14 protein-coding genes are annotated in these 17,940 nt (G+C 70.8%); 7 read left to right on the top strand and 7 right to left on the bottom strand.

The genetic code is table 11. The annotated features are described in order from the left end of the window. Positions 1-17: 17 nt before the first annotated feature. A complete protein-coding gene (locus LZ198_RS01730) occupies positions 18-1,007 on the bottom strand; it encodes a DUF1028 domain-containing protein (protein WP_253970072.1) in 990 nt (329 codons plus the stop codon). A gap of 122 nt (positions 1,008-1,129) precedes the next feature. Between LZ198_RS01730 and LZ198_RS01725 the strand changes: the two genes are divergently transcribed. Further along, entirely contained in the window at positions 1,130-1,297 is a 168-nt protein-coding gene (locus tag LZ198_RS01725; RefSeq protein ID WP_253970071.1) for a hypothetical protein, read from the top strand. 22 nt (positions 1,298-1,319) lie between these two features. On the opposite strand, the gene LZ198_RS01720 is transcribed toward LZ198_RS01725, so the two are convergent. Continuing rightward, positions 1,320-2,312, bottom strand: a complete 993-nt coding sequence (locus LZ198_RS01720; protein WP_253970070.1) for a hypothetical protein — start codon at positions 2,310-2,312, stop codon at positions 1,320-1,322. Between the two features lie 260 nt (positions 2,313-2,572). Here LZ198_RS01720 and LZ198_RS01715 point away from each other — a divergent pair, with 260 nt between their 5' ends. Both LZ198_RS01715 and sthA read left to right on the top strand, forming a co-directional pair. Continuing rightward, entirely contained in the window at positions 2,573-3,382 is an 810-nt protein-coding gene (locus LZ198_RS01715; protein WP_253970069.1) for a pseudouridine synthase, read from the top strand. 331 nt (positions 3,383-3,713) lie between these two features. Beyond that, on the top strand, positions 3,714-5,120 hold the full coding sequence (gene sthA / locus LZ198_RS01710) for a Si-specific NAD(P)(+) transhydrogenase (protein ID WP_253970068.1): 1,407 nt from the start codon (positions 3,714-3,716) through the stop codon (positions 5,118-5,120). Positions 5,121-5,143: 23 nt separating this feature from the next. On the opposite strand, the gene LZ198_RS01705 is transcribed toward sthA, so the two are convergent. Both LZ198_RS01705 and LZ198_RS01700 read right to left on the bottom strand, forming a co-directional pair. Then, positions 5,144-5,434, bottom strand: coding sequence for a hypothetical protein (locus LZ198_RS01705; protein WP_253970067.1), 291 nt, complete (start codon positions 5,432-5,434; stop codon positions 5,144-5,146). Between the two features lie 61 nt (positions 5,435-5,495). Further along, positions 5,496-5,858, bottom strand: a complete 363-nt coding sequence (locus LZ198_RS01700) for a nuclear transport factor 2 family protein (protein ID WP_253970066.1) — start codon at positions 5,856-5,858, stop codon at positions 5,496-5,498. A gap of 213 nt (positions 5,859-6,071) precedes the next feature. Here LZ198_RS01700 and fusA point away from each other — a divergent pair, with 213 nt between their 5' ends. The 3 genes from fusA to LZ198_RS01685 all read left to right on the top strand — a co-directional run bounded on the left by fusA (position 6,072) and on the right by LZ198_RS01685 (position 11,680). Next, positions 6,072-8,186 (top strand): elongation factor G, encoded by a 2,115-nt coding sequence (gene fusA / locus LZ198_RS01695; protein WP_253970065.1) that lies wholly within the window; start codon positions 6,072-6,074, stop codon positions 8,184-8,186. Between the two features lie 85 nt (positions 8,187-8,271). Further along, a complete protein-coding gene (locus tag LZ198_RS01690) occupies positions 8,272-10,200 on the top strand; it encodes an ABC-F family ATP-binding cassette domain-containing protein (RefSeq protein ID WP_253970064.1) in 1,929 nt (642 codons plus the stop codon). A gap of 85 nt (positions 10,201-10,285) precedes the next feature. After that, on the top strand, positions 10,286-11,680 hold the full coding sequence (locus LZ198_RS01685) for a fibrinogen-like YCDxxxxGGGW domain-containing protein (protein WP_253970063.1): 1,395 nt from the start codon (positions 10,286-10,288) through the stop codon (positions 11,678-11,680). Positions 11,681-11,729: 49 nt separating this feature from the next. Here the strand turns inward: LZ198_RS01685 and LZ198_RS01680 are convergent, their stop codons facing one another. Next, the gene (locus tag LZ198_RS01680) at positions 11,730-14,207 is read right to left on the bottom strand and encodes an ABC transporter permease (protein ID WP_253970062.1); all 2,478 of its coding nucleotides are present in this window, start codon (positions 14,205-14,207) and stop codon (positions 11,730-11,732) included. A 301-nt stretch (positions 14,208-14,508) separates the two neighbouring features. Here LZ198_RS01680 and LZ198_RS01675 point away from each other — a divergent pair, with 301 nt between their 5' ends. Beyond that, positions 14,509-15,414, top strand: a complete 906-nt coding sequence (locus tag LZ198_RS01675; RefSeq protein WP_253970061.1) for a flagellar motor protein MotB — start codon at positions 14,509-14,511, stop codon at positions 15,412-15,414. Between the two features lie 10 nt (positions 15,415-15,424). Here LZ198_RS01675 and LZ198_RS01670 read toward each other — a convergent pair whose 3' ends face one another. Beyond that, positions 15,425-17,311, bottom strand: coding sequence for an OPT family oligopeptide transporter (locus tag LZ198_RS01670; protein ID WP_253970060.1), 1,887 nt, complete (start codon positions 17,309-17,311; stop codon positions 15,425-15,427). A 127-nt stretch (positions 17,312-17,438) separates the two neighbouring features. Beyond that, entirely contained in the window at positions 17,439-17,924 is a 486-nt protein-coding gene (locus LZ198_RS01665) for an FKBP-type peptidyl-prolyl cis-trans isomerase (protein ID WP_253970059.1), read from the bottom strand. Positions 17,925-17,940: the final 16 nt, after the last annotated feature.

Raw genomic sequence — 17,940 nt, 5'->3', positions numbered from 1 at the left:
CCGCCGTCCAGGGCGGCCTACTTCTTCACGGCCTTCGCGCCCGTGAGCCGCGCGAGGAGCTTGGGGTCGTCCGGGAGCAGTCCCGCCCGGGGAAGGCGCAGCACCAGCTCACGCCAGCGCGGGTCGGCCTTGTACGTCCGCTGCAGCAGCGGCACCGCCTCGTCCACCCGCCCCACGCCCACCAGGGAGATGGCGTGCCAGAAGACCATCTCCGCGTTGTCCGGGACGAGCTTCTCCGCCGCGCCGTAGGCCGCGAGCGCGCCGTCGGTGTCCTTGCGCTCGAGCGCGAGGTCGCCCTCGTTCATGGCGTTGTAGGCGCGCTGGAGGGTGAGCAACCGGCGCAGCTCCACGAGCGGCTGCGCGTGGTCGTCCACGCGCAGGTCGAACCGGCGGTCCACCCACGGGCGCCCGGTGGACTTCGCGGACACGACCACGAGCGCGGCGGACTGCCGGCCCCGGATGTCGCCGCCCTGGGCCTCGGCGGCCTCGAGCGCCGCGAGCATGCGCTCGGCCAGGTCACCCTTCGCCTCGCGGAACGCCTTCGCCATGGCGGGCCACACGGTGTCGCGCTCCATCATGTTCGCCTGGACGGAGAAGCCCTCGCCGACGACGTGCCCCGCGGCGACGATGCAGCGGTCCCCCGTGTGCGCGGCCACACGCCCCTGCGCGTCCACCATGGCCACCTGCCGGACGCCGGGCGCGCCGTCCGCGGCGAGCAGGCCCGCCAGCGACTCCTGGGCGGAGCGGCCCGCGCGCATCATCTCCAGGCCCAGCCGGCCATACGACGGGTCGACGAAGGACTGGGTGGCGACCGCGCCGACGCCCGCCTCGGCCCAGGGCACGGTGGCGCCCACGGAGAACCAGTGGGACTGCACGGCCACGCCCAGCTCCCCGGTCACCGGGTCCCTGGCGACGATGGAGTAGGTGTGGACGGGGCGGCGGGGCGCGGGCTCGGCGGCGAGGGCCGGGAGCGCGAGCAGGACGAGGCAGGCGACGAGGCGCGACATGGGGACCTCCGACGGACAGAGGTCGGCAGGGTGAGGGAGCGGGCGCGCCACCGCAAGGCCCGGCGCGACACGCACCCGTGGCGCGTCCCTATCTTCAGGGCGCACACGGACGGAGGCCCGACATGGACCACATGCCCTACGAATCCATGGAGATCGGCGACGAGGAGCCAGGCGGCGGCACGCACTACTCCGGCGCACCGCAAGAGGACGAGGCCCGCCGGCAACCTCCCGCGGACGAGGAGGAAGGGGGAGCGGAGGTGGAGCGGCCTCCCCCTCCGCAGGACGCGTGACGCGAGCCGAGCGTCGGCGCGCTCAGCTGTCCCGCCAACCCTTGCGCTCGAGGAAGCCGGGGTCGATCACCCCGGCGCGGCGCAGCAGGGTGTACGCCATGAAGTCCGCGCTGGTGAGCAGCAGCGCCGGGTCCGCCCGGGCCCGCGCCACCGTGGTGCTCTCCGAGCCCGTCACCCAGCGGCGGATGTACATCGCCCGGCGGGGGAAGTCCTTGCCCACGTTGTCGCGGGCGTTGGCCCAGCAGTGGCTCATCTCGTGGATGTACGTGAAGAGCAGCTCGTCCGGGTTCGCGTCCGGCTGGTCGACGAACCCTCGGACCCGGAAGTGGACCATGCCGCTGCGATAGGGGTTCGAGCCCTCCACGTGCTCCCGCACGAGGCCATCCGGGCCCTGGGTGAAGGTCTGGCGATGGAACCAGGCCTTGGCCGACTTCAGCGTCGCGAGCGTCCCCTCCACGACCTCCGAGGTGATGAGCGACTCGCCCTCGCGAATGCGGACGTAGCCGACGTCCGACTCTCCGTCCGGGGCGCCCTCGTAGGTCGTATAGGGCTTGAGGTAGACGGCCTCGAACTGGAGCGAGCGGGCGGTGCGCGTCAGCATCAACTGGCAGAGCTGGAGCAGGGGCATGGGCGCCACGAGCGCGTCGCCGGTGAGCTCCTTGAAGCAGGCGTGAATCGGCTCGACGTCGACCAAGTCCTCATTCGTCCAGCCCGACTTCGTCCCCACGTCGCAGCCCCGCGCGACGATCTCCGCGAGCCGCGCCTCCACGAACGTTCCCTTCAGCGCCGGGACGTCCAGCCACTGGACATCCTTCTTGTCCTTCCACTTCGCGAAGGAGTTGATCGAAGGGTCCCATTCGACGACGTGGTAGTGGTCCTTCTCCGGTTCGGAGGCCGCACCGAAGTACGGGGGATAGGGCCCCGTGCGGACGAACTGGCCGCTCCACTGCTCGCCGCTGACCAGGTGGACGAGCTGCGTGTCGTTGGCCGCCTTGAACGACAGGTGGACCTTCATGTGACGGTTCCCCCGAGGACCGCGAGTCCCACGGGCGGCGGTGCGTTTCATCCGGCGTGCCAATCCCTCCGCGCCTCTCGGGGTACCAGGAGGGCCCACCGGGGACGCGGCCCCCCAGGACGCACGCGCGTCCCGGTCCGACGCGGGACGTCCCCTTTTCCACGTCACACGGCGGGCACCCCTTGTGTCGGAGACCGGGTGACGGGCGCCGGAAACTGGTAGACGTGCGGCGCAGCACGCCTCCGCCCCCGAAAGCAGCCATGCCCCGCAAGCCCGACAAGCCGAAGCCGCCGCAACACCAACGCTGGGAGGGCAAGGAGAAGCCGGACTGGTTGTCGCGCGCCCTCGCGCGGGCCGGCGTGTTTCCGCAGAAGGAGGCGGAGGACGCCATCCGCGCCGGACGCGTGAGCCTCAACGGCCGCGTGGCGAAGATGGCGCTGACGCCCGTGCCTCCGGGCGCGACGGTGCGCGTGGACGGCAAGGTCGTCTCCCTGGGGGCCCCCGCCACGCGCGTGCTCGCGTTCCACAAGCCCGCGGGCCTGCTCTCCTCCACCGTGTCCCAGCACCGCACGAACACCGTGTTCGAGGTGCTGCTGCCCCAGCTCCCCGCCGACCTCGCCGGCTACACGTGGCACGCCGTGGGTCGGCTGGACGTGGACTCCACGGGCCTGCTGCTCTTCACCAACGACGACAAGCTGGTGGCCCACGCGACGTCGCCGGACACGCACCTGCCCAAGCGCTACGTGGCCACGGTGTTCAGCATCGCGGACGACGCGCGCGTGGAGCCGCTGCGCCGGGGCATGACGCTCGACGACGGGCCCGCCCGCCCCGCGACGGTGCGCGTGCGCGACGAACACACCGTCGAGGTGACGCTCACCGAGGGGCGCCACCACCAGGTGAAGCGCATGCTCGGCGCGGTGGGGCTCCCCGTGCGCGCGCTCCACCGCGAGGCCGTGGGCGGCATCGAGCTGCAGGGCATGCCCGAGGGGACCTTCCGCCTCCTCACCGACTCCGAGGTCCGCGAGGGCCTGCGCTACACGGGCCGGTCGACCGCGGAGCCGAAGGACTGACGCCCCCTCGCGGTCTTCACGCCGCGCGCGCCAGACGGTTCGACGCCGACCGCGACAGGCGCCCCCCTGGGCGCCCATGAAGGAGGCGCGGGTTCTTCGAGCGACGGCGTCCGTCCCCCGAGGGAGCGCGCCGGCCTGGACACACGCGAGCCGCGCGCGCCCGTGGGCCCGCTGACGCTCGTGGACATGCCCGAGGCGTCCCGCGCCCTCGAGCTCACCGAAGACGTGGAGGGCGCGCGGGAGACCCCGCGCCAGGCGGGGCGCTCCTTCGAGGAGCACCTGTTGCCTCGAGTGGCTTCAAAGGGCCCCGGGCCTCGCGTACCTTCGCCCCATGGCGGACTTCGACCTGGTGGTGATTGGCTCCGGCCCGGCGGGTGAGTGGGGCGCGGTGCAGGCGGCGTTGGCGGGCAAGCGCGTGGCGGTGGTGGAGAAGGAGCCGGTGCTCGGCGGCACCGCGGCGAACACGGGCACCCTGCCCTCCAAGACGCTGCGCGAGACGGCGCTGCACCTGTCCGGCCTCAAGGCCCGAGGCCTCTACAGCGTGGAGACCACCCTGCGCCACGAGGCCACCGTCTCCGACTTCCTCTATCGCGAGCGGCGCGTGAAGGGCATGGAGCGCGAGCGCATCTCCGAGAACCTCACCCGCCACGGCATCCAGGTCGTCCGGGGCACCGGCTCGCTCACGGACGCGCACACGGTGTTGGTGCGACACCAGGACGCGCCGGACACGCGCCTCACCGGCGACGTCATCCTGGTGGCCACCGGCTCCTCGCCGTACCGCCCGCCGCTGTACCCGTTCGGGGACGTGCGCGTGCACGACTCGGACGAGGTGCTGGAGATCGGCCGACTGCCGAGCTCGCTCGTCGTGGTGGGCGGCGGCGTCATCGGCTGTGAGTACGCGTGCATGTTCGCCGCGCTCGGCATCCCCGTGACGCTGGTGGAGGTGAAGCCGGAGCTGCTGTCGTTCCTCGACGACGAGTTCTCCGCGCTGCTGGCCCGGCGCATGGAGGCGCTGGGCATCCGCCTGCGCTTCGGCCAGACGGTGGAGAAGGTGGAGGTGCCCGCCGGGTGCGAACAGCCCATCCGCCTGACGCTCGCCTCGGGCGAGGAGGTGGACGCCGACCAGGTGCTGGTGGCCTCCGGCCGCTCGGCGAACACCACCGGCCTGGGCTTGCAGGAGCTGGGCGTGAAGCTGGGCGCGCGCGGCCAGGTGGAGGTGGGGCCCGGCTTCCAGACGACCGTGCCCAACATCTACGCGGTGGGAGACGTCATCGGCTTCCCCGCCCTGGCCTCCACCTCCATGGACCAGGCGCGCATCGCCGTGGAGCACGCCTTCGACCTGGAGGGCCCGCTCGCCATGGCCCCCGTGCTGCCGTACGGCATCTACACCATCCCGGAGGTCTCCATGGCCGGTGAGACGGAGGAGGACCTGCGCAGGAAGGGCGTACCCTACGTGGCCGGCCGCGCCTCGTTCTCCACCAACCCACGCGGGCAGATCATCGGGGAGATGCACGGCCGCTTGAAGCTGCTGTTCCACCGCGAGAGCCTGAAGCTGCTCGGCGTCCACGTGCTGGGCGAGCAGGCCTCGGAGCTGGTGCACGTGGGGCTCGTCGCCATGCTCACCGGCTCCAGCGCGCGGCTGTTCATCGAGACCTGCTTCAACTACCCCACGCTCTCCGAGGCCTACAAGTCGGCCACGTTCGACGCGCTGGACCGCCTCAAGCACGGCCTCACCTGAGCGGTGGGGCCGGGGCCCGCCCCTCAGCGTCGGAGCTTCTCCACGGGGGTGCCCCGGAGGTTGCCCACCGTGAGGCCCACCAGCACGGGCTCGTCGCGCCGGGACGCCTCCGCCGGGCCACCGGCCGCGGCGCCCTGGGCCCCCTGGAGCAGCGCCTGGATGCGCTGCCAGCGGGCCTTCTCCTCCGACATGAGCCGGGCCAGCTCCTCCCGGGCCGCGGGGTCCGGAAGCCCGCTCGCGGCGGCGGCCACCCGGTCCAGGAAGGGCATGAGGTAGCCGAGGTCCTTCTCGAAGGCGCTGGGATTGGTCGCCACGTGCGTTCTCCTGATCCGCGTCGCCTCGAACCCTACCCCAGGCCCCGGCCGGCGCGCCCGCTCAACCGTGGTACACGCGCGAGGCGACGATGCGGCCCCCCCGGACCTCCAGGACCTCCGCCACCGGCATGGGGGCCTCGCCGGGCGCGTGGCGCAGGTACTCCATGAAGACCCGCTCCCCGTCCGCCGTCAGCGCCGTCTCCTCGTAGCGGAGGCCAGGCAGCCGGGCGATGGCCTCCCTCCACCACTTCGCCAGGGCCGGCCGGCCCACCAGCTTCCCGCCCGTCTCCGGGTGCAGGACCCGGATCTTCGGCGACGTGTGGGTGCAGTCCTCGGCGTAGAGCGCCACCAGGGCGTCCACGTCATGGGCGTTGAAGGCGTGCAGCCAGGCTCGGGCCACGGAGAAGTTTTCGCTCGCGCTCATGGTTCAAGACCCTCGGAAGAATTCGGCCCCGCGCCTCTCGACAGCGAAAGCCGGGGCCGCCTCTTATATAGGATGGGGCCCAGATTGTAGGAGAAGGTGGGAGTATTGGACTCCACCGTCATGCGGATTTGGCTGGAAACCAAGTCCCGTGGGAAGTAAGGGCCCCGCCTGCTCTGTTCCGTCAGGCACATTCAAGAAAAGAAGGACCGGATCGTGGCCGCCAACGCACCCATCGAGAAGATTCGTAACATCGGTATCTCCGCCCACATCGACTCGGGCAAGACGACGCTCTCCGAGCGCATCCTGTTCTATACGGGCAAGATCCACGAGATCCACGAGGTCCGCGGCAAGGACGGCGTGGGCGCGATCATGGACTCGATGGACCTGGAGCGTGAGAAGGGCATCACCATCCAGTCCGCCGCGACGTACGCGATGTGGGGCGAGTACAACATCAACCTCATCGACACGCCGGGACACGTGGACTTCACCATCGAGGTGGAGCGCTCCCTGCGCGTCCTCGACGGCGCCATCCTGGTGCTCTGCTCGGTGTCGGGCGTCCAGTCCCAGTCCATCACGGTGGACCGGCAGATGAAGCGCTACCGCGTTCCGCGCATCGCGTTCGTCAACAAGATGGACCGCGCCGGCGCGAACTACGACCGCGTTGCCGCCCAGTTGAAGGAGAAGCTGAACCACCACCCGGTGAAGCTGCAGCTCCCCATCGGCGCGGAGGACCGCTTCAAGGGCCTCATCGACCTCATCCAGATGAAGGCGTTCTACTTCGACGGTGAGAACGGCGAGAACGTCCGCGAGGAGGAGATTCCCGCGGACATGCTCGACGAGGCCAAGGCCCGTCGCCAGCAGATGATCGAGGGCGTGGCCGAGGTCGACGACCAGCTCGGCGAGCTGTTCCTGTCCGACGCCGCCATCCCCAACGACGCCATCACCGCCGCCGTCCGCCGGGCCACCATCGCCCTGAAGATGACGCCGGTCATGTGCGGCTCCGCCTACAAGAACAAGGGCGTGCAGCTCCTCCTCAACGCGGTGTGCGGCTTCCTGCCCAACCCCAAGGAGGCGACCAACGAGGCGCTGGACCAGAAGAACAACGAGGCGAAGGTCATCCTCGAGTCGGACCCGGAGAAGCCCTTCGTCGGTCTGGCGTTCAAGCTGGAGGACGGTCGCTACGGCCAGCTCACGTACATGCGCATCTACCAGGGTCGCGTGACGAAGGGTGACTTCATCGTCAACCAGGTGAACCAGAAGAAGGTCAAGGTTCCCCGCATCGTCCGCATGCACTCCAGCCAGATGAACGACATCAACGACGCGACGGCCGGCGACATCGTCGCGCTGTTCGGCATCGAGTGTGCGTCTGGCGATACGTTCACCGACGGCTCGGTGAACTACACGATGACGTCCATGCACGTCCCGGACGCGGTGATTTCGCTCGCCGTGGCGCCGAAGGACCGCTCCGCGCTGGCCAACTTCTCCAAGGCCCTCAACCGCTTCACGAAGGAAGACCCCACCTTCCGCGTGCACCGCGACGAGGAGTCCGGGCAGACCATCATCCGCGGCATGGGTGAGCTGCACCTGGAGATCTACATCGAGCGCATGAAGCGCGAGTACAACTGCGAGGTCCAGGCGGGCAAGCCGCAGGTGGCCTACCGCGAGACCATCAGCCAGAAGGGCGAGTTCGCGTACACGCACAAGAAGCAGACGGGTGGCTCCGGCCAGTTCGCGCGCGTGTGCGGCTACATCGAGCCGCTGCCCTCGGACGCGGTGCAGCAGTACGAGTTCGTGGACGACATCGTCGGTGGCTCGATTCCCCGCGAGTTCATCCCGGCCTGCGACAAGGGCTTCGCCGAGGCGGTGAAGAAGGGCAGCCTCATCGGCTTCCCCGTGGTGGGTGTGCGCGTGGTCATCAACGACGGCGCGTTCCACGCGGTGGACTCGTCCGAAATGGCGTTCAAGACGGCCGCCATCATGGGCTTCCGCGAGGGCTACTCCGCCGCCAAGCCCATCATCCTCGAGCCGATGATGAAGGTGGAGGTCCAGGCGCCCGAGGACTTCCAGGGCTCCGTCGTCGGTCAGCTCAACCAGCGCCGCGGCACCATCCTCTCCACGGAGACGGCCGAGGGCTACGTCACCGCGGTGGCCGAGGTGCCGCTGAACACGATGTTCGGCTACTCCACGGACCTCCGCTCGGCGACGCAGGGCAAGGGCGAGTTCACGATGGAGTTCGCCCGCTACACGCCGGTGCCGCGCAACGAGTCCGAGGCCCTGATGGCCGCGTACAAGGAGAAGCTGGCGGCGGAGCAGGCTGCTCGCAAGTAGTCCGCCCGCGACAGGCTTCCAGGTTGTAAGGAAGGCGCTCCTCATCAGTGAGGGGCGCCTTTCGCCTTTTCAGGAGTCGACCACCGTGACGCTGCTCCGTGCCGCCAACGTCCAGCTCGCCTTCGGCAGCCGCACCGTCTTCCAGGACCTCACCTTCACCATCGAGGAGGGTGAGCGCGTGGGCCTGGTGGGTGTGAACGGCTCCGGCAAGTCGTCGCTGATGAAGATATTGGCCGGCGTGTCGCGCGCGGACACCGGTGAGCTGCAGTTGCGCCGGCAGGCCCGCGTCACCTACCTCCCCCAGGAGCCGGAGTTCGCCGTGGGCGCCACGGTGGCCTCCGAGCTGTCCGTGGCCCAGGGCCCGCTGCGCGAGACGCTCGCGGCCCACGCGGACCTGTCCCGGCGCCTGGAGTCCACGTCCGCCGACGCGCAGCCGAAGCTGCTGGAGCAACTGGCCGCCCTGTCCGACCGCATCGAGCAGATGGGCGGCTGGGACACCGAGCACCACGCCAAGACGCTGCTGGACCGGCTGGGCGTGAAGGACTGGGACCGGCCGGTGGCGCAGCTGTCCGGCGGCCTGCGCAAGCGCGTGGCCATCGCCCGGGCGCTGCTGACGCGGCCGGACCTGCTGCTGCTGGACGAGCCCACCAACCACCTGGACGCGGACACCGTGGACTGGCTGGAGGAGGAGCTGGACAAGCTGCCCGGGGCGCTGCTGCTCGTCACGCACGACCGCTACTTCCTCGACGGGCTGGTGGACCGCATCGTCGAAATCCAGCCCGGCGGCGGGCTGACGTCGTACCCGGGCAACTACCAGGCGTACCTGGAACAGAAGCTGGTGGCGCAGGAGAACGCCGAAATCGCGCAGCACAAGCGCGAGCGGTGGATCGCCCAGGAAGTGGCGTGGCTGCGCCGGGGCCCGGAGGCGCGACGCACCAAGAGCAAGGCGCGCATCGACCGCGCGCAGAAGCTGATGGCGGAGAAGGGCTTCACCCGCCCCAAGGTCGCGGACCTGCGCGTGGCCGCCGCGCCCCGGCTGGGCCACACCGTCATCGAGTCGGAGGGGCTCGAGAAGTCCTTCGGCGACCGCAAGGTGCTCTCCAACGTGGAGTTCCGCCTCCAGCGCGGCGAGCGCGTGGGCCTGGTGGGCCCCAACGGCGTGGGCAAGACGACCTTCCTGCGCGTGCTGCTGGGCGAGCTGCCGCCGGACGGGGGCAAGCTCGTCATCGGCAAGAACACGAAGGTCGCCTACTACGACCAGAACCGGGCGCAGTTGGACCCGGAGCTGACGGTGTACGACGCCGCGGCGCAGGGCGAGGACTGGGTGGAGCTGGGCGACGGCAAGGTGGCGATGCGCGACTACCTGGACGACCTGCTCTTCCCCGTCCCCATGCAGCGCATGAAGGTGAAGGCCCTGTCGGGCGGCGAGCGCAACCGGCTGCTCCTGGCGCGCCTGTTCCTGGAGGGCGCCAACGTGCTGGTGCTGGACGAGCCCACCAACGACCTCGACATCGTCACCCTCAACGTCCTGGAGCGGCTGCTGCTCGACTTCGGCGGCAGCACGCTGCTCGTCACGCACGACCGCTACTTCCTCGACAAGGTCGCCACCAGCATCCTCACCTTCGAGGGCGAGGGCCGCGTCGTGCGCTACGAGGGCAACTACGCGATGTACCGCCGGCTCAAGGAGCAGGCGGACGCGCGCGCCCAGGCCGCCGCTCCCGCCGCGAAGCCCGCCCCCAAGAAGGAGGAGCCGGCCCCGGCCGCCAAGGCGGCGAAGAAGCCGGGCAAGCTCTCCTACAAGGACCAGCGCGAGCTGGACGGCATGGAGGCCGCCATCGAGGCGGCCGAGGCGCGCAAGGCGTCGCTGGAGGCGCAGCTCGCCGACCCCACCGTCTACAGCCAGAGCAGCAAGGTGGCCGAGGTCCAGAAGGACCTGGAGACCACCACCTCCGAGGTCGACCGGCTCTACACGCGCTGGCAGGAGCTGCAGGACCTCGCGGCCGGGACGGCGTGACCTTCATTTCGTGAATTCAGGATAAAACTCGGACTCTCATCCCCTCGGCGCGCGCGCGGCGCGCCGTCCCCCGGGAGTCCCAGACATGTCCCCCATCCGGAGTTCCCCGGCGCCCCGCCGGGTGCTGCTGTCGCTGTGTGCGTCGTTGGCCGTGGGCTGCGCGTCGAGTGACGGCGTCGCGGAGGAGGCGAGCGCGTCGCTCGGCCAGTCGCGCGCCGCCGTGGAGGACGCGCCCCCGGAGAACCTGCCCGCGGGCTTCCTCCAGGACATCGCGGAGGCCCTGCCCGCGAACCAGTCCGTCCCCATCCACCACCCCGAGTTCCTCGACGGGGGTCTCGACCCCAGCGTGCGCGTGGTGGCGGAGTCCGACGTCTGGGTGACGTTCGTGTCGGAGGCCGCCACCTTCCTCAACAGCTTCGGCTACTTCACGTACCCGGACGGCGCGCCGCCGGCGTCCGCGGCGAGCGTCGAGAAGCACCTCGTCTTCGAGAACGCGTCGGGCTGGGGCTCCGGAGGCGTGCTCACGGCCGGCGAGCGCAAGTACCTGGGCCGCTTCCCCGCCGGCACGCGGCTGGGGTTCTTCCTCGTCTCCAACGGCTGGAACTGGACGGAGGTCGACTACGGCCGCACCACCTACTACTCGCTGGACGCGCTCAACCCGGAGCCGCTCGCCGCGCAGCGCCGCCACGTCGTGTCGCTGTACCACCCGGGCACGCAGCGCCGCGTGCTCGCGTTCGAGGACTTCGACCGCGCGCACGAGCAGGCCAGCAACAACTTCTCCGACCTCGTCGTCGCCCTCAGCAGCAACCCGGTGTCGGGCACGGACCCCTCCGGCCCCACCCTCCCCGCCCGTCCGTGCCCGTCCGTGCCCACGACGTGGCCCGTGTCCTGCCGGCAGCTCCACCAGTACTGCCCCGCCCTGCCCAGCGGCGTGTACCAGCTCGATCCGTGCGGCACGGCGCCCGCCACGCACTACTGCGACATGGAGACGTCCGGTGGCGGCTGGACGGTGGCGGGCTGGCAGCCCGCGTCGGCGAAGACGGACCTGGGGATCAGCTCGCGCGGCACCGCGGGCGGCGCCAACTGGTCGCGCAGCCTCGCGTGCATCGCCTTCAGCGAGATCCGCGTCTTCAACCGCACCTACAACGAGTCGTTCGCCGAGTCGTACCCCCTCCAGACGTGGACGTACACCTCCACGAACATGGCCATCGGTGCGGCGGGCACCGCCTTCAAGCAGGGCACCTACGGCCCGAGCAACTCGGGAATCATGATGGGCTGCGTGGGCTACAACTACGGAGGACAGGTCTATCCCCAGTACGCCTGTGACAGCGACCGGCAGGGCGGGACGCGCGGCCACCTGGCGGACTACGCGGGCGAGTACTGCCCGGGCGGCCGGCTCGACGGGACGTGGGCCTGGAGCGACGGCGCCACCTGCCGCTACCGGAGCACGCCGTACGACTGGGGCTTCGCCATCCGCTGACGCCCCCCGACACGACGGGCCCGTGTGACGGCTCACGGGCCCGCCATGCTCAGTCGTACTTGAGCGCGATGATGGGGTCCACGCGCGAGGCGCGCAGCGCGGGCACCGACGTGGCCACCAGCCCCACGCCCAGGAGCACCAGCGGCGCCAGGACGAAGGACAGCGGGTCCAGGGCGCTGACGCCGTGGACGAAGCCGGACACCACGCGCGTCAACGCCAGCGCGCCCGCGCACCCCAGCACCACCCCGCCCGCCACCGAGCCCATGCCCTGGCGGAGCACCAGCTTCACCACCTCGAGCCGCGTGGCGCCCAGCGCCAGCCGCACGCCCATCTCCCGCGTGCGCTGGCTCACCAGATACGACAACACGCCGTAGATGCCCACCGCCGCCAACGAGAGCGCCAGCGCCGCCATCATCCCGAGCAGCACCATGTTGAAGCGCTCGGAGCCCAGCGAGCCCTCGACGTGGTCCTCCAGCTTCAGCGTCCCCATCACCGGCTGCTGCGCGTCCACCGCCCACAGCTCGCGCTGGACGGCGGCGACGACGTCCGCGTGGCCGCCCCGGGCGCGCACCAGCAGGTTCTGCGGCATCATCCGCACCAGCATCGACGCGAGGCCCTGCGAAATCTGCCCCGGCGCCACGTACATCACCGAGGGAGGCGCGTCGTCCAAGCCGTCCTCACGCACGTCCCGCACCACCCCCACCACGAGCCGGGCCACCTTGTCCCCCAGGGACGGCACGGACGGGGCCACCTTGATGCGCTGGCCGATGGGGTCCTCCCCCGGCCAGTACTTGCGCGCCGTGGTCTCGTTGATGACCACCACCGGCTCCGAGCCCGCCACGTCCGTCTCCGCGAGCAGCCGCCCACGCACGAGGCCGATGCGCATCGCGCCGAAGTAGCCCGGCGTCACCGGGCGGTACTGGCCCCAACCGGCCCCGGGCCCGTTGTCGTCCCCCGTGTACTTGCCTTCGATGGTGAACGACATGCTCGGCCCCAGCTCCATGGGCAGCGTCGTGGTGAAGCCCACGACCTCCACGCCCGGCAGCGTCCGCACGCGCGCCTCCACCTGCTGCTGGAAGCGCTCCAGCGCCTGCAACGCGCCGTAGCGCCCCTCCGGGAGCGACAGGCGCAGGACGTGGACGCCGCGCGGGTCGAAGCCCGGCTGCACGTCCCGCAGCGACGAGAAGCCGCGGATGAGCAGCGCCGCCCCCACCAGCAACATCACCGCCAGCGCCACCTGCCCCACGACCAGGAGCGTGCGCGTACGCCCCCCCCCCGGCCCCATGGTCGCCCGCTGCGCGCCCTCGCGCAGCGCCGTCTGGAGGTTCGTGCGCGACGCCTGCCACGCCGGCAGGAGCCCGAACAGCAGGCCCGTCAGGAGCGACGCGGCCAGCGTGAACCCCAACACCGCCCCGTCGATGCCCACCTGCGCGCCCCCCAGCCCCCCATCCCTGGGGAAGAGCGAGCCATCCGGCGCGAGTGACAACAACCCCGGCAGCGCCGCCGCCGCCAGGAGGACACCGAGCCCACCACCCGTCACGGACAACAGCACGCTCTCGGTGAGCAACTGCCGCACCAGGCGCCCCGGCGCCGCGCCCAACGCGGCGCGCACCACCAGCTCCCGGTTGCGCGCCGCCGCCCGGGCGAGCTGGAGGTTGGCCAGGTTGACGCACGCGATGAGCAACACCAGCGCCACCGCGCCGAGGAGCACCCAGAGCGCCAACCGCAGGTCACCCGCGAGGAACGTCCGCAGGTCCTGCGCGACGAACTCCTGGCCCCCGTCGAGGATGTCCGCGTTCTCCATGCGCACGCGCCCGCCCAGCGTCTTGAGCGCCGCCTCCGTCCCCTCGGACGTCATGCCCGGGCGCATCCGCGCGGTGACGAACAGGAAGTTGGAGTCGGTCCGGTCGGTGAGGTCGAGCTGGAGCGGCGTCCACAGGTGCACGCCCTTGGGGTACGCGAACGACGCGGGCGCCACCCCCACCACCGTGTACGACTCGTCGTTGAGGACGATGGAGCGGCCCACCACGTCCGGCGCGCCGCCGAAGCGGCGCCGCCACAGGCTCTCGCTCAGGACGACCACGCGGGGGCCGCCCACCACGTCCTCCTCCGGCAGGAACCCCCGTCCCAACGCGGGCCGCATGCCGAACGTCTCGAAGAAGGTGCCCGTCACGCGCATGCCCGGGAGCCGCTCCGGAAGCCCGTCCCCCATCACGTTGAAGCCCGAGGGCAGCACCTCGTACGCCGTGGCTTGGGAGAAGGGCGAGCCCTCCGCCGTCATCCACACGTAACCGGCGACGGACTGGGACGTCGAGCGCCCGTGTTCCTTCGACATCCGGACCACCTGCACCAGCCGGTCGGGCTCCGGGTACGGCAGCGGCCGCAGCAGCACCCCGTTCACCACGCTGAAGATGGCCGTGTTCGCCCCGATGGCCAGGGCCAGCGTCAGGACCGAGACAAGGGCGAATCCCCGGCTCTTGAGCAAGAGCCGGACGGCGAAGCGGACATCCTCGAAAAGAGCGGACACGGGGGGACCTCGGGGGGCGTGTGTCCGTCCTACGGCACACACCGAACGCCATTGCATCGATGCGGGTCATTGCATCTGCGTCGCACCCGCCATCGCGTTGAAACTCGTGAAACATGATTATCTCGCTGACTCGGGAGACCCGAGGGCGAGGCAACGTCAAGTCATGTGTCTCGGGGTGCCTGGATAGTTGCCTGGGAGTGGAGACTTCCGGCTGCGCTTGCGTGTCGTGTTCACACCATGCGACGTCTTCGCGCACGGGAGCAGTGGCACCTCGCGCCGCGCTCCTCATCAAGGAGTCGATGTGCCGTCACGCCTCGCGCTCGTGTTGCTTTCCGCGCTGTCCACCGTCGTCGTGCTGTCCCCCTCCAGCGCCTCCGCTCAAGCCCTCCCGACCTTCAACCTGCAGCGCTTGGAGCTGGACCCGGCCGCGCTGGGTTCGCTGGTCGTGAGCACCGGACGCGTCCTGCCCCAGGGCATGGTCCGCGTGGCGCTCCAGGGCCATTACGAGTACCTGCCGCTCCACTTCCAGACGCGCTGGGAGCCGGGTGGTGGCATGGGCCTGGTGGAGAACAAGTTCACCGCGGACGTCACCATCGCCGTGGGTGTCCTGCCGTGGCTGCAGTTGGACGCGGAGATCCCCTACATCCTGGCGCAGGGCGGGACGGCCTTCCGGGACGTGCCCGCGCCGAAGGGCTCCGGGATGGGCTCGCCGTGGGTGGGCGCGCGGGTGCCGGTGCTCAACCCGGACCTCGGCCTGCACCTGGCCGTGGACGTGTCCACGCAGTTGCCCGTGGGCGACAAGGCCCTGCTCGCGCGGGACGACTTCGCGCTGCACCCCAGCCTCCAGGTGGGCTACCTCGCCGAGGGCTGGCAGGTGGGCGGCCAGGTCGGCGTGCTGGTGCGCACGAAGCGCGACCTGAGCTCGCTGTCCGCGGAGTCGAAGGACGTCATCGGCGACGAGCTGCGGGTGGCCGCCACCGTGACGTCCCGCGCGGGCGAGCTGACGCGCGGCGAGGTCAGCGTGCTGACGGGAATCCCGCTCCAGGGCGGCCGCATGGGCGCGGAGCTGCTGGTGGCCATCCGCCGCCACGCCACGTCCTGGCTCGACCTCTACGTCCTGGGCGGCCCGGGCGTGGGCGCGGGCATGGACACGCCCACCTTCCGCTTCATCGCGGGCGCGTCCTTCTCCACGTCCCACGTGGACTGACGTCCTCCGGCTACTTGGGCATCACCTGCGCCGCCTTCGCGATGGCGATGGCGATGCCCAACACGCTCTCCCCGGCGATGAAGCCCGAGGAGACCGGCAGCACCGCCGCCTCGGACAGCTTGGGCTTGAAGCGCCGCAGCAGCGCCGCGATGGCCGAGCCGAGGAAGAACGAGATGGAGCTGGAGGCCGGCAGGACGATGGCCAGGCCGAAGGACGAGGCCGACGGCACGAAGGCCTTCAGCTTCGGCGGGGCCCAGCGCTCCAGCAGCACCAGGACGATGCCCAGGCACGCGCCGCACACCGCGCCATAGCGCGCGGTGATGGGCAGCGCCTCCACGCCCGCGGCCAGCAGCTTGGACACGCCCGCCCACACCATCACGGCCGGCGCGGGGAAGTCCACCGAGCCGAGGGTCTCCGCGTTGGGGATGAGCAGGTTGAACACCGGCACCACCACCGCCGCGCCCGCCACCACGCCGAACAACTGCGCGATGAACTGCTGACGCGGGTTGGCCCCCAGGAGCCAGCCGGACTTCAGGTCCGTGAGCAGATCCGCCGCGTGCAACCCCACGCCGCCGGTGGCGTTGGCGCTCATCACGTTGGCGGTGATGTTGCCCGGCGCCAGGCCTCCGAAGATGAGCTGGGTGATGGGCCCCAGCGCCTTGGTGGGCGTGGTGTCCGTCTCACCGGTGACGCGGCTGGCGATGACGCCCATCACCACCGCCAGCGGCAGGGCCAGCACGCCCGCCCACCAGGGAATCTGGAAGAGGTAGGCCATCAGGAACACGGCCACCGGCCCCAGCACCGCGAACCCCAGGGGGAACCACGCCGGGGGACACTCGATGCCCGCCAGCGGATCCTCCTCCTCCGTCTGCGACGACTTGCGGCCGAACAGCGACGACAGCTCCTTGAAGGCGCGCGCCACGCTGCGCCACTGGAAGGCGAACGACAGGAGGCCGGACGACACGAGCACCGAGGCCCCCGTCCACACCGCCCAGCTGTTGATGGCCTTGTACGTCACCTCGGGGATGGCGCCCCGGGTCACCATCTCCGGAGCCAGGAAGCCGTACGTCAGCACCGCGCCCAGCAGCATGGACCAGCCCGTGCGGAAGCTCACCAGCGCGCCCGCCCCCACCAGGAGCAGGCTGAAGTCGAAGGACAGCGTCCACGCGGAGGCCTTCTTGCCCAGGATGCTGAACGGCAGGCTCATCTTCTCCGGGAGGTTGGTGAGCCACGAGAAGCGCGCGTCACGGGCGATGGCCAGCAGCGCGCCGACGACGCCCGCGCCACCGAGCAACTGGGCCTTGGCGCTCGCCCCCTCGCCGTGGCCGTGCAGCGCGCGGATGGTCTCCGCGGTGGCGGTGCCGGTGGGGAACGGGAGCTGCTCGAGGTTGATGAGCTGGCGTTTGATGGGGATGGCGGCGAAGACGCCCAGCGCGGAGACGACGGCGAACCACACCACCAGCCAGCCCGAGGGCGGCAGCGCGCCGGTGAGCATCAGCAGCGCGGGCACCGCCGCCATGTTGCCGCCGCCCGTCATGTAGCCCGCCGCCGACGCCACGGACCCCATGGCGTTGTTCTCCAGGTCGGTGAAGTCCTTCTTCAACACGCGCAGCTTGCGCAGCGACCCGAACACGCCGAAGGCGAGGATGCAGGAGGTGATGGTGACGCCCAGGCTCCAGCCCGTCTTGAGCACGACGAACAGGTTGGACAGGCACATCACCGCGCCAATCACCATGCCGGCGATGACGGCGCGCACGGTGAGCTGACGCGAGCCCCCCTGGTAGACGTGCTTCAGCCAGTAGCGCTCCGGGTCCTTCGTCGGGGACAGGCCCGCGTCGTCGGGCTGGAGGCGAAGCCCGCTCGGGCTCGGAGTCTGGGAGGGGGAGGACTGGCTCATGGGGGCGGCCAAGATAGAGCATGCCCCCGGCCCTGGAGAAACGTTCGCGACAGCAACCAGGCGGGAAACCCGGGTCTTCGAGACCTCGGCCTCCCGCCCGGGCGCCGCATGGCGTCGAGCGCCGGCGTCAGCCGTGGTCGTGACCACCCGCGCCGTGGACGTGGCCGTGCGTGAGCTCCTCGTTCGAGGCGGCGCGCACGTCCTGGACCGTGACGTCGAAGTGCAGCGTCTTGCCGGCCAGCGGGTGGTTCAGGTCGATGACGATGTCCTCGCCGCGCACCTCCTGGATGCGCAGCGGGATGTCGCCCTGGTCCGTCTGGGCCATCAGCGTCTGGCCCGCCTGGGGCGCGAAGCCCGGGGGCAGCATCGAGCGGGGCACGGTGCGCACGCCCTCGGGGTCGTGCTCGCCGTAGCCCTGCCCCGGCTGCACCACCACCTGCTTGCTCTCGCCCTTGGACATGCCCTCGAGCGCGCCCTCCAGGCCGGGGACGATCTGCCGGTGTCCGTGCAGATAGGCGAGCGGCTGACCGGGAGCGCTCTGGTCGATGACCTGTCCGTCTCCGAGGTGCAACCGATAGTCCAGCGAGACGACTGAATCCTTGGCGACCCTCATGCGGGCTCCTTGGCGG

Origin of the sequence: Myxococcus dinghuensis, from assembly GCF_024198235.1 — a bacterium.
GTDB classification, from domain to species: domain Bacteria; phylum Myxococcota; class Myxococcia; order Myxococcales; family Myxococcaceae; genus Myxococcus; species Myxococcus dinghuensis.
The sequence above is the reverse complement of the archived record's forward strand: the minus strand, read 5'-3'. Positions and strand labels throughout refer to the sequence as shown.

Coding starts and splice junctions, on each gene's coding strand:
- LZ198_RS01730 (WP_253970072.1), bottom strand. CDS start 1,007: ATGTCGCGCCTCGTCGCCTGCCTCGTCCTGCTCGCGCTCCCGGCCCTC.
- LZ198_RS01725 (WP_253970071.1), top strand. CDS start 1,130: ATGGACCACATGCCCTACGAATCCATGGAGATCGGCGACGAGGAGCCA.
- LZ198_RS01720 (WP_253970070.1), bottom strand. CDS start 2,312: ATGAAGGTCCACCTGTCGTTCAAGGCGGCCAACGACACGCAGCTCGTC.
- LZ198_RS01715 (WP_253970069.1), top strand. CDS start 2,573: ATGCCCCGCAAGCCCGACAAGCCGAAGCCGCCGCAACACCAACGCTGG.
- sthA (WP_253970068.1), top strand. CDS start 3,714: ATGGCGGACTTCGACCTGGTGGTGATTGGCTCCGGCCCGGCGGGTGAG.
- LZ198_RS01700 (WP_253970066.1), bottom strand. CDS start 5,858: ATGAGCGCGAGCGAAAACTTCTCCGTGGCCCGAGCCTGGCTGCACGCC.
- LZ198_RS01685 (WP_253970063.1), top strand. CDS start 10,286: ATGTCCCCCATCCGGAGTTCCCCGGCGCCCCGCCGGGTGCTGCTGTCG.
- LZ198_RS01670 (WP_253970060.1), bottom strand. CDS start 17,311: ATGAGCCAGTCCTCCCCCTCCCAGACTCCGAGCCCGAGCGGGCTTCGC.
- LZ198_RS01665 (WP_253970059.1), bottom strand. CDS start 17,924: ATGAGGGTCGCCAAGGATTCAGTCGTCTCGCTGGACTATCGGTTGCAC.